The sequence below is a fragment of the Staphylococcus saccharolyticus genome (assembly GCF_900458815.1).
In the GTDB taxonomy this organism is placed as follows: Bacteria; Bacillota; Bacilli; order Staphylococcales; family Staphylococcaceae; genus Staphylococcus; species Staphylococcus saccharolyticus.
Window position 1 is genome coordinate 644,973 of sequence record NZ_UHDZ01000001.1, and the last position, 17,788, is coordinate 662,760.

A 17,788-nucleotide genomic window follows, 5' to 3' on the forward strand; every position below is an offset into this window, starting at 1 on the left:
ATTCTATTGTGGAATGTATGTGGGGTATTTTTCACTTAGATGGGTAACATAGAAAATTATAGTATACATTTAAACATAAAAGGGGGAGAGAATATGCAAGAACATTTAATTGTGACTTTGGATGGTACAGATTATCTCGTTGAACCAGGTACAAATCTTCTAGAGTTTATCCGTTCTCGTGATACGTTTGTTCCAGCAATTTGTTATAACGAGTCAATGGGACCTATTCAAACTTGTGATACATGTATGGTTGAAATTGATGGTGAAATTACGCGTGCTTGTAGCACAACCATAAATCCCGCTCGATGTGCGTTAAGACTAAGAATGAAGCAGTTGAAATAAGTCAAAAAGAAGTATTAGATCGTTTTTTAGAAAAGCATATGTTGTATTGTACAGTATGTGATTATAATAACGGCGATTGTGAAATTCATAATACGATAGATGAATGGGGTGTACAACATCAAACATATGAATATAAGAAGAAACCTTATGACAAGGATTATGGTCCATTTTATCGGTATGATCCAAATCAATGTATTTTATGTGGTCGCTGTGTAGAAGCGTGTCAAGATGTTGAAGTCAACGAAACAATTCGAATAGATTGGGAGAGTGAACATCCAAGAGTGATATGTGATAATGACGTACCAATTAATGAATCCTCTTATGTATCGTGTGGACAATGTGCAACAGTTTGTCCCTGTAACGCGATGATGGAAGTCAACATGGAAGGAAATTTGGGATATCTGACTGATACAGAACCAGGCTCTCTTACGGCTATGATTGATATCATTAAAAAATCAGAACCCGGTTATGGGACGTTACTCGCAGCATCAGACTCTGAAGCTGAAATACGTAAAGAAATAATTAATAAAACAAAATCTGTGTGTACTTATTGTGGAGTCAGCTGTTCATTTGAAGTGTGGACTAAAGATAGAGAAATATTAAAGGTCCAACCTTCTCATGATTCACCAGCTAACAAGATAGCATCGTGCGTGAAAGGTAAATTTTCTTGGGGCCATATCAACTCTGATCAACGTTTAACAAAACCATTGGTTCGTAAAGAGGGTGCATTTCATGAGGTGGAATGGGAAGAAGTCTTACAAGTTATTGCTAATCACTTTACAAAAATTAAAGCGCAATACGGTCCAGATAGCTTATCATTTATTTCTTCATCTAAAGCTACAAATGAAGAGTCTTACCTAATGCAGAAACTATCAAGACAAGTGATTGGTACAAATAATGTAGATAATTGCTCTCGTTACTGCCAAGCACCTGCGACTATAGGACTGATTCGTACAGTTGGTATAGGAGGAGACGCAGGAGGTATTATTGATTTAGAAAAAGCAGCAATGACTGTTCTAATTGGAACAAATACTGCTGAAGCGCATCCTGTTATAGCGTCTAGAATGAAACGTGCTCAAAAATTATATGGTCAAAAATCGCATGTGTTTGATATTAGAAAACATGAAATGGCTGAACGTGCTGATGAATTTTATCAACCTAAGCCAGGTACTGATTTGGCATGGTTAAGTGTGGTAACAAAATATATTATCGATAATGACTTATACGATAAAGCGTTTATAGACGAGTGGGTTGATGACTATTATAAATCTCTAAAGCCTTTCACTATGACTTTTGCTGAAGAAACGACAGGTATTCCAAAAGAACGTTTAATCCGTTTTGCGTATGAAGTTGCCAAAGCAGAATCAGTTGCTATATGTTGGGCGATGGGTATTACTCAACAAGATATTGGAAGCGACTCAAGTACAGCGATTTCAAACTTATTATAAGTAACAGGAAATTATAGAAAACCTGGCGCAGGTGCTTATCCATTACGTGGACATAATAATGTTCAAGGTTGCAGTGATATAGGCAGTATGCCAGATCAATTTTCGTGCTACTAACCTGTTACGGATAATAAAGTTTGTGCTAAGTTTGAAAGAGAATATGGCGTAGAATTAAGTGCAACGCCAGGTAGAGACAATCATCAAATGATTGAAGATATTCATAATGGAGATGTACATTCATTATATTTATATGGAGAAGATACAGGTATTGCTGGCTCAAATATTAATTTTGTTCTGGCAGCATTTGAAAAATTAGACTTCATGGTAGTACAAGATGAATTCTTGACGTATACAGCTACTTTCGCCGATGTCGTATTGCCTGCAAGCCCTTCTTTAGAGAAAGACGGTACATTCACTAACACCGAACGTCGTATTCAATGTTTATATAAAGCATTAGACTCTCTAGGTGATTCATAGCCTGATTGGGAAATCTTTCAACTTATAGCTAATCGATTAGGAGCACAATGGAATTACAAACATCTTAGCGATATTATGGATGAAATTGCTCATCTTACACCATACTATTCCGGTGTCAACTACGAGAGTTTGGAAGGCTTTAATAGCTTGCAATGGCCGGTTGATGAAAATGGAAGTGATTCTCCAATCTTATACTTAGATGGTTTTAATTTTGAAAATAAAAAGCAAAACTCTACCTTTTAACTTTTGATAACTTCTTTAAGGAAGACAAAGTGTATGATATTCATGTAAATAATGGTCGTTTATTAGAACATTTTCATGAAGGGAATATGATTTATCAAACGCCAATGATAAAGTACCACATGTTTTTGTAGAAATTTCCCCAGAACTTGCTCAAGAATGCGATATTCATGAAGGTGCAGAAATCAGGTTAATATCTGAAAAAGGAGAGGCAACATTACTTGCACATATTACTGATAGAGTAAAAGGTAAGGAAATTTATATACCATTAAATAATGATCCTTTGAACAATGGGGATAAGGGGGCAATTAATTTACTTACAAATAGTGATGTTGATAAGTATACAGATACACCCTCTTATAAACATACAGGTGCACGAATGGAAAAAGGGAAATCACCTTTGAATCCTACGAATTTCCGTGTAAATAAACAATGTCATCCACAATACAGTGTTCAAGTACAAAAAATGGTCGCGTTCTGATTACGTGTTTCCAGGAAAGCAGAGTGATTAATAATGGTTGAAAGAATTACTGAAATTAAACGTCTAAAAAAATCACCGGAGCAAATTAAAAGTGAAAATTTGAATGAAGTTATAGATGCTATTACTAAAAATAAAGATAGTATTCTAAAGGCAATTCGTTTAATAGACACATTAGATGAGGCAAAAATTTTAGATGCGTTAAATGGTGGTTTAAAAGCTAGACAAGTAATTATTAATAAATTCGCAGTTGAATTAAATAAAGATATTTATAATGGACTCTTATCGAATATGGCTCACATGATATTATTGTTAGGCGAATTAAATGTTGAGGATTTAAGTGAAATGCTACAATGTTTAAATAAAGGGTTGCATGTTGCTAATCAAACGAGTCCTAATGCTAGAACATCTATTAAAAATTTAATGGGAATATTAAAAGACGATAATATGAATCATAGCATCACATATATGTTAAATATACTAAAAGGCATGTCTCAATCGTAATTCATTAACGTTTAATATAAATGATGTTAAGAGGGTATGGTATGAGAAACTGTGTTTAAGTAAATCTAGTCAGCTAAAAAGGTAAATTATACTTTAATCGTTCACGATATAGTTCGTGTTATTTATTTTGATAAAAAGATGAGAGAAAAAATGCCTACTACCAAGCTGCTTCTCTTTTCACCTTTTATTTATATTTAAGTCGACATCATTTCTATTTATCATGTATCATTAATAATGATTGTGAAAATTAGATTAGGGAGTGAGTACATATTAATCAGAAAGTATTAAAAGCCATGGCGATTACGTCTAACGTGTTGCTAGTCATTGGTATTATATTTTTTGTGATGATGAAACTTATGTTAGCGATTGCTTTCTTTGTGGTATCATTAGCAATTAGTTTAGTGATATTTAACGTCATGTTTAGACATCGTACAGGTATGAAAATTGCAATTAATATTTCATTTTTTATTGTTATGGTTGCAATAGTTATAACCTATTTCGTTTTATAATAATTATAGTCTAGGGGTTTAAATGAATGTTTAAAAATACTCGACTTCGCACAACGACAATGCTCATCATTGTGATATTGTTGATATTTAGCATCCTTTTTATCATATTTGATACTAATATTTTAAAAAATGATGTGAATTTTTCATTTTCAGAAGCAGTTGAACGACAAAAGGGTGAAGGGGTCATTAATACTAAAGAACATAATGGCAAATTCATTCATGCAGAAGATAATGAGATAGAGAAAGCTATGTCCATTAAACATGGAGATAATTCGTTAAAGTATATGGATATTTCTGAGAAAGTTCCTATGTCTAAAAAAGAAGTGAATACTATTTTAAAAGATAAAGGTATTTTAGAGCCTCAAGGTCACACGTTTATTAAAGCTCAAGACAAATACGAAGTGAATATTATTTACTTGATTAGCCATGCTTTAGTTGAAACAGGTAATGGAACGTCTGAACTTGCTAAAGGTATCAAAGAGGGTCAGCAACATTATTATAACATCTTTGGAATAGGGGCGTTTGATGAAAATGCAGTACATACTGGTAAAAGTTATGCTAAACAAGAAAAATGGACATCTCCAGAAAAAGCCATCATTGGTGGCGCATCGTTTGTGAGATATCATTATTTCAAAAATAATCAACTGACGTTATATCAAATGCGTTGGAATCCTCAAAATCCAGGGCAACATCAATATGCTAGTGATATTAATTGGGTGGACAATATTGCAGACATTATGAAGAAATACTATGAGGGATATGGCATAAAAAAAGAGAAGATACGAAAAAAATATTATAAATAAAAGTAAGGTTAGCGTACACATAATACTAATTGTGGTGCTAACCTTATTTTGCTAAAAGGTCAATCAGTCCAACGAGAGACTATTTTTTTACAGACTTTTTGACATCATTACATATGATAAAATAAATAGGAATGAAAATTTGAGGTGTTATTAAAATGAAAATAGCAATTGTTGGTGCAGGTATTAGTGGATTGACCGCTGCTGCATTACTAGAAGAACAAGGACATAAAATAAAAGTTTTTGAGAAAAATACAACTGTTAGTGAATTAAGTGCTGGTATAGGTATTGGAGATAATGTCTCAAAAAACTAGGTAATCATGATCTTGCTAAAGGTATCAAAAATACAGTACAGAATATTACTGCTATGAATGTTTACGATGAACGAGGTAAAGCGTTGATTTCAGCTAAAATGAAAGTGAAGTCACTAAATGTAACGCTACCAAGACGAACGTTGTTGGATATTATTAAGTCTTATGTAAAACCTTCCTCTATTTTTACAGGATATGATGTGACGAAAGTTGAACAGACAAATTCTAAAGTGACCCTTCATTTTGCTGAACAAGAAAGTGAAGCATTTGATTTATGCCTTGGTGCAGATGGGCTATATTCTACAGTGAGAGATGCAGTAGGAGCAACATCTAAGATTAATTATAATGGATATACCTGTTTTAGAGGTATGGTGGAGGATGTTCAGCTTAAGGATGAACAAGTTGCTAACGAGTATTGGGGTGCAAAAGGTAAAGTGGGCATAGTACCATTAATTAACAACCGTGCATACTGGTTTATCACGATTCATGCTAAAGAGAAGGAGCCCAAATATCAAACATTTGGAAAACCGCATTTACAAGCGTATTTCAATCACTTTCCAGATGAAGTCCGAGAAGTTCTTGATAAACAAAGTGAAACAGGGATATTATTACATGATATTTATGACTTGAAACCTTTAAGGACATTTGTTTATGGACGAACTATCTTATTAGTAGATGCAGCCCATGTGACAACTCCTGATATGGGACAAGGGGCTAGTCAAGCAATGGAAGATGCGCTTGTATTAGTAAATTGTATCAAGAATTATGATTTCAATAAGGCTATTGAAAGATATGATAAATTGAGAGTAAAGCATACGGCAAAAGTCATTAAACGCTCAAGAAAAATTGGCAAATTAGCTCAAAAACATAATAAATTAATTGTAAAACTGCGTAACATGGTTATGAAATTAATACCTAATGCTTATGCATCTTCGCAAACAAAATTTTTATATAAATCTAAAGAAAAATAAAAAACAGGTGGCAGTGGAATTACGTTAGTGTAAATCCTACTGTCACCTGTTTAATTCTTTGATTACCATTTTGAATTAACTACAAATTGTGGTTCTTTGCCAGTTAACTTTTTAATAGTATCATTAGCAACAATTTTAGCCATCATGTCTCTAGCTTCAAAAGTGGCATTCCCAACGTGAGGAGTGAGCACGATATTTTTAAATGATTTTAATGCATCAGTGATGTCGGGTTCAAATTCATAAACGTCTAAAGCTGCACCTTCAATTTCTTTATTCTCTATCGCTTGAACTAGTGCTTGCTCATTAACGATTGGACCTCTTCCAGCATTTATAAGATAAGCGGTGGATTTCATTTGTTTGAATTGTTCAGTATCAATCATATGATGTAAATCTGGATTATATGCTGCATTTATAGTGATAAAATCAGCATTTTCAAGTAGGGTATCTAAGTCTACATATTTAGCTCCAATTTCACGTTCTTTTTCTTCTTTACGATGTGGACCAGTATATAATACATCCATATCAAATGCACGAGCTCGTTTTGCCACTGCACCGCCTATTTCTCCTAATCCAATAATGCCAATGGTCTTACCAGATACTTCTCTACCACGGAAGAATAGGGGAGCCCAACCATCAAACCCTTTTGTTCTAGATAACTTGTCACCTTCAACAATCCTACGCGCAACTGATAATACTAACCCCATTGTTAAATCAGCTGTTGCGTTCGTTGAGGCTTTAGGGGTATTGGTCACATCTATACCTTTTTTTCTGGCATAATCAATATCTACATTATTAAATCCTGCCCCATAATTGGTAATAATTTTTAGATTTCTACCACTATCGATTACTTCTTGATTAACGTTAGTAGATAGCAAGCTTACTAATGCTACTGCATCCTTAACTCCCTCTTTTAATGTTTTTTTATCAATAATACCTTCTCCATCATACATATCTACTTCAAAATGGTCTTTCAGTAAATTTAACCCTACTTCAGGAATTGGGCCTGCAATAAATACTTTTTCCATCATCATCACTCCTTCTTTTATTATCAGTATAGTAAAAGAAGAAAGCGTAAACAATTATTAGGTTTTGAAATAGTGAATTAATAACTAATCAATCGTAAACCAACGACTGCTACAATTATCAACAAAATACATAAAATCCTTCCTAAACGCTTTGATTCTTTATAGAAAATCATACCTATGATTGTGACACCAGCTGTACCTATACCTGTCCATATGGCATAAGCAGTGCCCATTGGAATATCAGACATGGCGAATTTTAATGTGCTAAAACTTAGGATAAAAGCAAGACCTAATAGAATGACATATATTTTATTTTTGGTTCGAGATAATTCATTTAGTAATACGACGCCCAACACCTCAAAACCACCTGCTATAAGTAAAAATAGTCATGACATACTTAGTGACCTCCTTCTTCACTTTCATCAGTAGTAAGTTTTAGTCCAATAATTTCTAAGATAAGAATAATTATCAAAATAATTTTTGACAACGCAAAAGGTTGATTAAAGAGAATCATGTCGATTATTACGGTACCTACAGCACCTATCCCAACAAAGAAAGCGTAAACGGTACCTACAGGTAAATGCTTTGATGCATCTATGACCAAGAAAAAACTTAAAGCAATAAAAAAGAGGGTAAACACCCAACTTAGAAATGAATGTGCTTGATCAAGACCTGTGACCCAAATGATTTCTACTAAACCTGCTAAGATGACTTTAAGCCATTGCATCAAGTTAGCCTCCTATTTAATTGATAAAACTATTCTCTCAAATTGAAGTGTGGGTAGCAATGATTGAAGATTATAGAAAGAGGAATGTAAAATTGGTAATATCTAAATTTAAACAACTCTTTACAAAACTACACTCGCGATAAAAAAGTAGGTTTGTAAAGAGCTTAGTGTATATATGAAACATGTATATGAGTTTAATCCATATGGATGTAATTGTATGAACTTGCTTCATTAGATGGAATTGTGCGTGTATCAACAACATAGGGACCACCATTATAATTCATTTCTGAAGACCCATTGCTGTCGAAACGTTCAACATATGCAAAGTGACCATATGCACCTATTGAAGATTGTAAGATAGCACCTTGAACTGATGTATGATTAACAGTATACCCTGCTTCTTGAGTTGCAGAAGCCCAATTGTTTACATTGCCCCAAGTTGAACCTATTTTACCATTTACTTTGTCAAAAACATACCAAGTACGTTGACCTGCTGTATAAAGATTTTCTGTTGAATATGAGGTGTTAGCCATTTGTGTTGTCATGTTGTAAGAAGAATGTTGTAGGTTCATAGAATTATATTCTGAAGCATATGCATTGGAAGTAATTCTAATTATTGACGCAACTATTCCAGCAGATAATGTCGTAATAGTGATAAATTTTTTCATAATTAAAAGTCCTCCCAAACTTTAAAAGAATCTTTGCATGCATTTATGAGTGTAGCGAACTCTATGCCGATGTCAATGCATCATTTTTTGATATTGTGTCATCTTTAACGACACCGTTACTATATCAGATAAAAAGAAATTGATGTTTGATGTTATCTATTCGTAAACCAATTAAAAAGACCTTGACTATCTATGTAATAAAAGACGCTCAAGGTTACAACATATTACAGGTATTTAATTCAGCTAAGTTCAAAGTTGGCTGGTATTTGAACCATTCTACTTACAAATATTTGTGACATCGTGTTGTAATATAAGATTATTTAAAAAATGGTATTGTTAATGGAATAGAGTAGGCCTTTCCAGACATGTATTTGACGCATGCAATAATTGTGCATACAAACGACATGATTGCTAAAACAAATAATGCTATAAAGATAAGCACAGTAAATATAACTAAAATTGCAGTCAAGTTTTCATTATAATCAACTAAGAATAATGGAATGAGAGCAAAGATAGTTCCAACAAAAGTATAAATAGAATATGAAATAAAATAGTTTAAATAGGTTTTACCGGCAATATCTACTAATTTTGATTCTTTACGTTTGATTAGCCAGATGATTAATGGACCAATGATACCTGCAAATAAGCTTAATAAGTAAATCAACATCGCCATTAAACGATTGTCTTGTTCTTCGTCTTGTTTCATTTGTGACTCATATTGATGATTTGAATTAAACTGATAATCCCCATATAACTGTTCTGAATGCTTTTGATCTTGATAAACATCAATGGTTTCAGAAGTATGCATTTCATCGTTTGTGGAATCAGAATAATTATGATGATTGTTTTCCATAAAAATCCCCTTGTGTCAATTATAAATAAACTTATTACACTTGTAACTATATCAAACAAAAATAAATTATTAAATAATTATATAAATTGACGAGGTAGTTTATAATATGGATAATCTGGTTATAGAGTACTGATAAGATAAAGTAAGAGTAGATTCAACATTCGTTAAATTAAGTATATCAAAGTATAATCATGTGTATACTTTGATATAATTCTCAATGTCATCGCGGGCCGGGCCGCAGAATTTAATTAAATTGATTAGATTCAGACCCACTCCTTTTTTATGGAAAAATTTATGTTTAATTATCCAATATTTTTAGTTTTAAGTATTACATTTTTATAGAAAGAAGGATTGTAGATAATGAAAATAGCTATTATAGGTTCAGGTAATGGAGCAGTGACTGCTGCAGTAGATATGGTTGATAAAGGTCATGGTGTTAGATTGTATTGTCGTAATGAATCGATTAGCAAATTTGATGTTGCCTTAGAAAAGGGTGGATTTGACTTTAATAACGAGGGTGAGGAAAAATTTATTGAGTTCACTGACATCAGTGATGATATCGAGTATGTTTTAGAAGATGCTGATATTGTTCAAGTCATCATTCCTGCATCATTTATTGAATACTATGCAAAAGTGATGTCTCAATATGTGACAAATCATCATCTTATTTTCTTTAATATTGCAGCATCTATGGGCTCAATACGTTTTATGAATGTATTAGAAGACCGACATATTGATGTTCATCCTTATTTTGCAGAATCTAATACACTCACTTATGGAACGCGCGTTGATTTTGAAAATGCACGAGTAGATTTGTCACTAAATGTAAGACGTGTATTCTTTTCAACGTTCAATCGTAGCGAATTAAATGAAAGTTATGAAAAAGTGTCTCAAATATACGATCATTTAGTCAAGGAAGAAAGTTTATTAAAAACAAATCTTGAAAATGGTAATCCAGAAGTACATCCAGGACCTACATTATTAAATGTGGGACGCATTGACTTTGCTGAAAATTTTTCTCTTTATAGCGAGGGGATTACAAATCATACTGTTCGATTATTACATGCAATAGAATTAGAACGTTTAAATTTAGGACGTAAATTGGGGTTTGAGTTATCTACTGCTAAAGAGTCGCGTATTCAAAGAGGTTATTTAGAACGAAAGGATGAAGATGAACCTTTAAATCGCCTATTTAATACAAGTCCTGTATTTTCAAAAATATCGGGTCCCAATCATGTTGAAAATCGTTATTTAACAGAAGATATTGCATATGGATTAGTTTTATGGTCAAGTCTAGGACGTGTTATTGATGTGCCAACACCTAATATAGATGCTGTTATTGTTATCGCATCAACAATTTTAGAGCGTGACTTTTTTGAAGAGGGATTAACAATTGAAGAACTAGGGCTAGAAAAGTTAGGCCTAGAATAATTAAGTATATTTAATTTTTAAGAAAAGAGGTTTTGTATTAAAAACTACTGAAGGGAGCCATTCTATGACACAAATGTTTAGATATCCTACATTTTTAGAATCTATTTCTACTATTATGGTTATGGTGATTGTCGTTGTCATTGGTTTTATATTTTTTAATATACCTATCCAAATTTTATTGCTTATCTCCTCAGCTTATGCAGCGTTTATCGCTTATAGAGTAGGATTAAGATGGAAAGATTTGGAGGAAGGTATCACTAAAAGACTGAGTACTGCTATGCCCGCAATTTTTATAATTTTAGCAGTAGGAATTATAGTAGGGAGTTGGATGTTTTCTGGTACAGTACCAGCTTTGATCTATTATGGTCTTAAATTTTTAAATCCAAGTCTTTTATTAGTCTCAGCTTTTATTATTAGTACAATTACTTCTGTGGCTACTGGAACAGCTTGGGGTTCAGCTTCAACAGCTGGTATTGCATTGATTTCGATTGCGAGTCAACTAGGTGTACCATCGGGTATGGCTGCTGGTGCAATCATTGCAGGAGCTGTTTTTGGAGATAAAATGTCACCATTATCAGATACTACAAATTTGGCCGCATTGGTGACTAAAGTGAACATTTTTGCACACATCAAATCGATGATGTGGACGACTATTCCTGCATCTATGATAGGTTTAATCGTATGGTTTTTCGCTGGTTTACATTTTAAAGGTCAGGCGAATTCTAAACAAATTCAGAAGTTATTAAAAGAATTGATGACTATTTATAATATTAATTTTGTTGTATGGCTTCCACTCATTGTCATCATTATTTGTTTAATATTTAGGATTTCTACTGTGCCATCAATGCTTATTTCAAGTTTAAGTGCTATTATTATCGGTACATTTAACAATCATTTTAATATTGTCGATGGATTTAAAGCGACATTCGACGGCTTTAACCATACGATGGTACATCAACCTCATTTATCAAAAAATGTCACGACATTAATTGAACAGGGTGGCATGATGAGTATGACTCAAATTATAGCAACTATATTTTGCGGGTATGCTTTTGCTGGTATTGTAGAAAAAGCAGGTTGTTTAGATGTCATATTAGAGACAGTATCTAAGGGAGTTAAATCAGTAGGAACATTAATCTTAATAACAGTAGTTTGTTGTTTAATGCTTGTTTTTGCGGCGGGTGTAGCATCAATTGTGATAATTATGGTTGGTGTTTTAATGAAGGAAATGTTTGAAAAAATGAATATTTCTAAATCTGTATTATCACGTACACTCGAAGATTCAAGTACGATGGTATTGCCATTAATACCATGGGGCACTTCTGGTATATACTATTCCCAACAACTTAATGTTTTTGTCAATCAGTACTTGATTTGGACAATCCCTTGTTATTTATGTGCACTTATTACAATAGTGTATGGATTTACAGGTATAGGAATAAAGAAACTAAGTAAAGACTAAGTTTAATTCTCTGTATACGTGGAATACACTAAATGTGTTGGAATAATGATATAGATTTTTTGTAGCGATGAGATTTATGTCAGTTTCAAACATATTAAGATCTTTCTGTACATATAGTGTGTAAGTTTTGTAGCGAGACTTATACATGAAAGTACGTGACGAATTCTTTTACAACCTCATTTTAACAGTGACATAATGACTTAGAACTATGAAATAAGAACATTTGAATTTGTTTGAAATTAATTATGTGGGTTAAAAGGGAAGATATTTACCTTAACCTCTTTTTTATTTATGATAAAAAATAGACTAAAAAACATTCATTCTTCTTAAGCAAGAATGAATGCTTTTATTGTGTTCATCATTAAGTATACTGATTAATGAATATAGTTGTATGAAGCGGCTTGGCTTGCTGAAATCGTACGTGTAGTAACAACACCAGCACCATGACCGTAATTCATTTCTGAAACAGTGATAGAACCACTACTGCTAACACTTTCAACATAAGCAACGTGACCGTACGTACCTTGAGAAGTTTGTAAAATAGCTCCTTTAGTTGGATGGTTATTTACAGTGTAACCTGCAGCTGCTGCAGCGTTTGCCCAGTTATTTGCATTACCCCAAGTTGAGCCAATTTTCCCGCCAACTCTGTCAAATACATAGTATGTACATTGACCTGAAGTATATAAGTTACCACCTGCTGAAGAAGCATTTGATAAAGACACACCATATGATGATAGTGCAGATGTAGTTGTAACGTGCACATTACGGCTTGTAGTAGTGTAGCTTGCTCCTAAACCACCTGTTTGATTAGAGTTTGAATATGATTGACTATAACCACCATTGTTGTAGTTATAATTTGAGTAATTATTGTAGTTGTAATTATTATAATTGCTGTAATTATAGTTTAAACGATCTGGACTCCAGTTACCTTGCCAAGTGTAGTGATAGTTACCTTGTTGATCGATTGTGTAAGAATAACTATATGATGTTGGATCATTTGGATTGTATCCACTATTATTTTGGTCTGCTGCGTGTGCGTCGTGATTTGCAAATGTGAAAGTAGCGATTGTAGCAGTAGCGATTTTTTTCATTGATAAATATCCTCCCGAGAATTAAAATAATTTTATTTAATAGTCATGTGACCAATGAGTTACGTTGTTTATTTTCGTTTTCTTTTAACGATAAGCAATACTTTACCCAAAAAAAGATGGCTTGTGGGGCTTGTTATCGATTTATAATTATTTGCTAATATTGTTACACGATTTCACTTAATACAATTATTTAATGTAATATGAATAGAAACGATGGTTACAGTGTTTAGTAACTATTTAAATAAAATAGAATTTTTTTGTTACAACACTGTAAAATAACAGAAAATTTGATATGATAATATTTTTCTAGTTTAATTTTAGAACTCAATAGCTCAATGAAACTGAAAGGGTGGGTACAAAAAGATTAATTAAGGATAGTTATTGTAATTAATTGATAGAACCTATTTAAATAAAAATGAAAATTGATATAATATTATTCTAATTTTTTACTACTAAAATTTTGAGGATTGTATAATAGGTAATGAAAAATAGATGTTGTCTAGTTAAATTTAGTTTAGTAATCGGGGAGATATTTTATTACGAAAACACACTAGTACATCGCGAGGAAGACACATGATAGATAATTATACGATACGTGTTTTTAACCATTTAGCTATTGAAACTACTACAGCTCTTAATGTTAGAGTATTTTATTGTTTGAAAGGCAAGTGTAATATCACAATTAACATTCAGGAGTTTGAATTACGAAAAGATGAAATAGCTTTTGTAATAGTCAATGATACCTATTCATTGGTAAGTACAAAAAATTCAACTTGTTGTGTCATTGATATACCTATACATTATTATTTTAGATATAATCAACAACATTTGTTGTCTAATGGAATGAAAGTTGATAAAGGTCGAATCAAATATTGGATATTTCAATTATTAAAGCTACATTGTTTGTCAAAAGTTGATAAATTAGAAACAAATAAACTCATCCAATATCTATTAATTGAATTAGGTAACTTAAAACTGCAGCCAGTTAAGTTTAATAGACATATGTATTTTTCTGAAGAAGTACATCAGTATTTAGTAGATCATCATGAAAGTAAAATTAATAAACAAGATTTAGCTAATGCAGTGAATATGTCCAATCAATCATTGACGCAGATGTTTAAGCAAACACCATTTCAAACATTTAACCAGTATTTGAATCAAATTAGATTGAAATTTTGTTTAACCGATATTCTTACTACTCATCGGCCTATTGAAGATATAGCAATTGACCATGGTTTTCATCACTATTATCGATTTATACAATTATTTAAAGATACATATGGTCGAACACCTAAATTGATTAGAAAAGATTGTATAACGACGTCTATGTTCAAAAAAAGTTCTGAAGAAATTAATTTGGATCGACACATTCTTAAATTCATAAATGATTTACAAGATACTGCTTCTGGTGTTATAGATGTAAAACAACTTGCGATATCTGAGGAGGAATTAAAATATTAATAATTTTCATTTTGACCAAGGTGATTATATTAATATGAAGCGTCAAATGAATATAAGTAAAAATTCTGTACGTTATATAGAAGAGTTAAATTATATAGATATTTTAAATGATAAAGAAAGTCTATATAATAAGATTTCACGAGTTTTACATTTCAGTTCTGATTTAAATATGATCCCAATATTTAAAATTAAAACACAAAGATATGATATATTCACATCGACTGAGAAAATGGCTTTAAATATGACTCTTGAGATGTTATTTATTATGTTAAGATAATTTAACCAACTCAATATTGGTTTTATAGTTGACAGCTTAACAATTGGCTTAATTGATAAATTGAAGAAATGTATTAACCAATATTTTGATGAACTAATATATCGAATTAAAAAAGGGAATTATGAAGAAAAGTATATTTCACTAATAGCAGATAAAACAGATTATATTATGCTACCTATTACAATGTTGAAAGTGCAACGCGTTGATTTACATTTAAACAAACATATAATCGATCTTGAAAGATTAATACAATATAGAGAAACAATTATAGATAATAGATTGCTTGATAATTTTAAATTTATAATAGGTAATTATAATCAGTTAAATGGGATAGTATTGCCAGCAATGAATCGTGTTAAATCCGTAGCAACGTATACGCCAAATCTAGCAGTATATCAATTGTTGACATATGTACTCAATATGTTAAATCAGTTAAGAGGAAATATCGTCTTTAGAGATGATAATCTTATAATGACGCGACTTAAACACGAGTATCAAGTTATTGCTTTCTTTTTAGATGACATGTTTCAACAGAATTTAAAACTACATCGATTAATTTTTCAGATATAACTCAGCTAAGCCATGCAGACTTAGAGTACATAGATATAAATCATTATGCAGTGAATGAGAATAATCATTTGGACAGTCTTATGATTAATCAAAATCAACATTGGATAGCAAAGTTAAATAGTAAAGAAATAGTGAAATCTTCAATAGACCTTCCCAAAGTTAGTATTGCTCATATCAAATTTCTTAGTTCATTGTAAAGCGTGGTTGATTGCTTAGAAAGGACTGTCATCATATGCATCAACTAAAAATCAAAAGATTTCTGGCGCACTTTGTTTTAGATCATATCTTTATAGAATATTTAAAATACTCTCATCACTTAACGATAGAACAAGTAAAGTTATTAGAATTTATTTTACAGTTTACTGAAGAATATTATAAGGAAAATTTAAGTTTAAATATCATTATTTTTTACAAAGACTATCAAAAGAATGAATTGCTAAAGTTAATCACACATTTGTATGATTATAACTGGATATCGAAAAAACGCGATCCTCATGATCAACGTAGGTTGATAATCACCTTAACTCAAGCCCAAAGAAAAAAGATTAATCAATTGTTTGAAGACTTTAATGTATTTTTAGAAGTGAAATCTAAATCGATTACTAATCATACTCATTTGACTTTATTGTCTTATTATTTTAAATGTCATGCACAATTTAAAGTTATTGAGCAATCGCATATTTATAGTCGTTTATCATTAGAAGAATTATATATTCTTGGATTACTTTTAATTAATAATAATGAAACATCGTTTAAGAGTATAAAGTTACATTCATTAAGAGGCCTTGTAACTTTGAGACCAATTATTAAAAAATTACAGACTAAAGGTTAAGTTAATAAAAGCAGAAGTAAAGAAGATGAACGGAAACATCGTACTGAGTATTAAAGAAGATAAATTGGAATATATACAGTCAACTGTTGAAGAATGTTACAATAGTTTAGAAAAGGGAATACATCATTTATAAAATATTATGAATGTAAAATATAAGGAGAGTTAATGATGATTTTAGATAATGTGAATCCTGACGACTTATTTCCAACAGAAACAAAAGGGCCTTCTGTGTTAGGTGTGATTGAGTATAGTGTCCAAGGTCAAGAAGAGTTTGAAGGTGCCTTCATAGCTACTAACGAACGATTAATTATGAATGTGGATATGAATGGACAATTTTATTATAGAAATATCCGTTATGATGAAATGAGCAATATCGATTATAACGGTAAAGATATTATATTTGAGTTTAATATTGGAACAATTCCAATGCATCAAATTAAGACTGAGGATGTACAAGCATTTGTTGACTATGTTAAACAACAAATACAATGACTAAGGTTAATGTAGAATTGAATAAATGACTTTATTAAAATGAACATAAAAATGAATCACTAAATGAAGGTAGTTTTAATAAAATTTAATCTGTAAATCACTCTTATAAAGGTACACAAAAATCAATTCCAATTAAACTGATAGGTAATATAAAAAGTTTAAAAAATACGATAGTTTAATTAGTGTTATATAAATTGGATTATTATTTTTAATTACATCAAAATCACTATTATAAATGTTTTGGTTAAGAAATAAATGTATAAATGCATTTTGTAGTAATAAAAATATTGAATTCTTATACCTATTTGTATAAAATGTATTTTGTAACATGGGCGGAGAAATTTTCGGTTAGATAAAATACATGTGAACCTTGCTACAACAAGATGTGCATCAGAGGAGTGGTTTTAATATGGGAAAAATTAAAGACATCAATGATTTGGTCAATGCTACATTTCAAGTGAAAAAATTTTTTAGAGATACAAAAAAACAATATAACTTAAATTACGAAGAAATTTATATTCTTAATCACATTTTAAAAAGTGAATCTAACGAAATATCTTCTAAGGAAATTGCTACATGTTCAGAGTTTAAACCCTATTACTTAACAAAAGCATTACAAAAATTAAAAGATTTAAATTTACTATCAAAAAAACGAAGCGTGCATGATGAGAGAACAGTTATTGTATTTGTGACAACAGAGCAGCGAGATAAAATTCAAAAGTTAATTGTAGAATTAGAGAATTATATAAAGTAATACTAGAAAACTGAAGTTTCATGTGTGTTTTAAGATGAAGATTTCTATTAAAAAGACTAGGAATACTC

General features: G+C 31.4%; 16 protein-coding genes and 3 pseudogenes. 13 read left to right on the top strand and 6 right to left on the bottom strand.

Annotated features, from left to right (window positions below; genetic code table 11):
• The first annotated feature begins 93 nt into the window (after nucleotides 1-93).
• The 5 genes and pseudogenes from fdhF to DYE57_RS02915 all read left to right on the top strand — a co-directional run bounded on the left by fdhF (nucleotide 94) and on the right by DYE57_RS02915 (nucleotide 6,077).
• Nucleotides 94-3,016 (top strand): annotated as a pseudogene (gene fdhF / locus DYE57_RS02895) (formate dehydrogenase subunit alpha).
• Nucleotides 3,017-3,018: 2 nt separating this feature from the next.
• The gene (locus DYE57_RS02900) at nucleotides 3,019-3,486 is read left to right on the top strand and encodes a helical membrane plugin domain-containing protein (RefSeq protein ID WP_115312798.1); all 468 of its coding nucleotides are present in this window, start codon (nucleotides 3,019-3,021) and stop codon (nucleotides 3,484-3,486) included.
• Nucleotides 3,487-3,779: 293 nt separating this feature from the next.
• On the top strand, nucleotides 3,780-3,995 hold the full coding sequence (locus tag DYE57_RS02905) for a hypothetical protein (protein WP_115312799.1): 216 nt from the start codon (nucleotides 3,780-3,782) through the stop codon (nucleotides 3,993-3,995).
• 26 nt (nucleotides 3,996-4,021) lie between these two features.
• A complete protein-coding gene (locus DYE57_RS02910; RefSeq protein WP_115312800.1) occupies nucleotides 4,022-4,798 on the top strand; it encodes an N-acetylglucosaminidase in 777 nt (258 codons plus the stop codon).
• Between the two features lie 155 nt (nucleotides 4,799-4,953).
• Nucleotides 4,954-6,077: pseudogene (locus DYE57_RS02915) on the top strand (FAD-dependent monooxygenase).
• A gap of 62 nt (nucleotides 6,078-6,139) precedes the next feature.
• Here DYE57_RS02915 and DYE57_RS02920 read toward each other — a convergent pair.
• The 5 genes from DYE57_RS02920 to DYE57_RS02940 all read right to left on the bottom strand — a co-directional run bounded on the left by DYE57_RS02920 (nucleotide 6,140) and on the right by DYE57_RS02940 (nucleotide 9,203).
• On the bottom strand, nucleotides 6,140-7,102 hold the full coding sequence (locus tag DYE57_RS02920) for a 2-hydroxyacid dehydrogenase family protein (protein WP_115312801.1): 963 nt from the start codon (nucleotides 7,100-7,102) through the stop codon (nucleotides 6,140-6,142).
• Between the two features lie 77 nt (nucleotides 7,103-7,179).
• Nucleotides 7,180-7,476 carry a DMT family transporter gene (locus DYE57_RS02925; protein WP_115312802.1) on the bottom strand — a complete coding sequence of 99 codons (297 nt, stop codon included), beginning with the start codon at nucleotides 7,474-7,476 and terminating at the stop codon, nucleotides 7,180-7,182.
• A gap of 23 nt (nucleotides 7,477-7,499) precedes the next feature.
• The gene (locus DYE57_RS02930) at nucleotides 7,500-7,829 is read right to left on the bottom strand and encodes a DMT family transporter (protein ID WP_115312803.1); all 330 of its coding nucleotides are present in this window, start codon (nucleotides 7,827-7,829) and stop codon (nucleotides 7,500-7,502) included.
• Nucleotides 7,830-8,023: 194 nt separating this feature from the next.
• Nucleotides 8,024-8,497, bottom strand: coding sequence for a CHAP domain-containing protein (locus DYE57_RS02935; RefSeq protein ID WP_115312804.1), 474 nt, complete (start codon nucleotides 8,495-8,497; stop codon nucleotides 8,024-8,026).
• A gap of 316 nt (nucleotides 8,498-8,813) precedes the next feature.
• Nucleotides 8,814-9,203 (bottom strand): DUF4870 domain-containing protein, encoded by a 390-nt coding sequence (locus DYE57_RS02940; RefSeq protein WP_232619757.1) that lies wholly within the window; start codon nucleotides 9,201-9,203, stop codon nucleotides 8,814-8,816.
• Between the two features lie 507 nt (nucleotides 9,204-9,710).
• Here DYE57_RS02940 and DYE57_RS02945 point away from each other — a divergent pair.
• Together DYE57_RS02945 and nhaC are read left to right on the top strand one after the other, a co-directional pair.
• Nucleotides 9,711-10,781, top strand: a complete 1,071-nt coding sequence (locus DYE57_RS02945; protein WP_115312806.1) for an NAD/NADP-dependent octopine/nopaline dehydrogenase family protein — start codon at nucleotides 9,711-9,713, stop codon at nucleotides 10,779-10,781.
• A 64-nt stretch (nucleotides 10,782-10,845) separates the two neighbouring features.
• The gene (gene nhaC, locus DYE57_RS02950) at nucleotides 10,846-12,243 is read left to right on the top strand and encodes a Na+/H+ antiporter NhaC (RefSeq protein WP_115312807.1); all 1,398 of its coding nucleotides are present in this window, start codon (nucleotides 10,846-10,848) and stop codon (nucleotides 12,241-12,243) included.
• 374 nt (nucleotides 12,244-12,617) lie between these two features.
• Here nhaC and DYE57_RS02955 read toward each other — a convergent pair whose 3' ends face one another.
• Nucleotides 12,618-13,334 carry a CHAP domain-containing protein gene (locus DYE57_RS02955; RefSeq protein WP_115312808.1) on the bottom strand — a complete coding sequence of 239 codons (717 nt, stop codon included), beginning with the start codon at nucleotides 13,332-13,334 and terminating at the stop codon, nucleotides 12,618-12,620.
• A 573-nt stretch (nucleotides 13,335-13,907) separates the two neighbouring features.
• On the opposite strand from DYE57_RS02955, the gene DYE57_RS12225 reads away from it, so the two are divergent.
• The 6 genes and pseudogenes from DYE57_RS12225 to DYE57_RS02975 all read left to right on the top strand — a co-directional run bounded on the left by DYE57_RS12225 (nucleotide 13,908) and on the right by DYE57_RS02975 (nucleotide 17,720).
• Nucleotides 13,908-14,795 carry an AraC family transcriptional regulator gene (locus tag DYE57_RS12225; RefSeq protein WP_232619680.1) on the top strand — a complete coding sequence of 296 codons (888 nt, stop codon included), beginning with the start codon at nucleotides 13,908-13,910 and terminating at the stop codon, nucleotides 14,793-14,795.
• 34 nt (nucleotides 14,796-14,829) lie between these two features.
• Nucleotides 14,830-15,072, top strand: a complete 243-nt coding sequence (locus tag DYE57_RS12230) for a hypothetical protein (protein ID WP_232619679.1) — start codon at nucleotides 14,830-14,832, stop codon at nucleotides 15,070-15,072.
• 60 nt (nucleotides 15,073-15,132) lie between these two features.
• Nucleotides 15,133-15,642, top strand: a complete 510-nt coding sequence (locus DYE57_RS12235; RefSeq protein WP_232619678.1) for a hypothetical protein — start codon at nucleotides 15,133-15,135, stop codon at nucleotides 15,640-15,642.
• 232 nt (nucleotides 15,643-15,874) lie between these two features.
• Nucleotides 15,875-16,607 (top strand): annotated as a pseudogene (locus DYE57_RS02965) (transcriptional regulator, SarA/Rot family).
• Nucleotides 16,608-16,642: 35 nt separating this feature from the next.
• Nucleotides 16,643-16,966: a PH domain-containing protein gene (locus tag DYE57_RS02970; RefSeq protein WP_115312809.1), complete on the top strand. Its 324-nt coding sequence runs from the start codon at nucleotides 16,643-16,645 to the stop codon at nucleotides 16,964-16,966.
• A 409-nt stretch (nucleotides 16,967-17,375) separates the two neighbouring features.
• A complete protein-coding gene (locus DYE57_RS02975) occupies nucleotides 17,376-17,720 on the top strand; it encodes a SarA family transcriptional regulator (protein ID WP_115312810.1) in 345 nt (114 codons plus the stop codon).
• Nucleotides 17,721-17,788 lie beyond the last annotated feature (68 nt).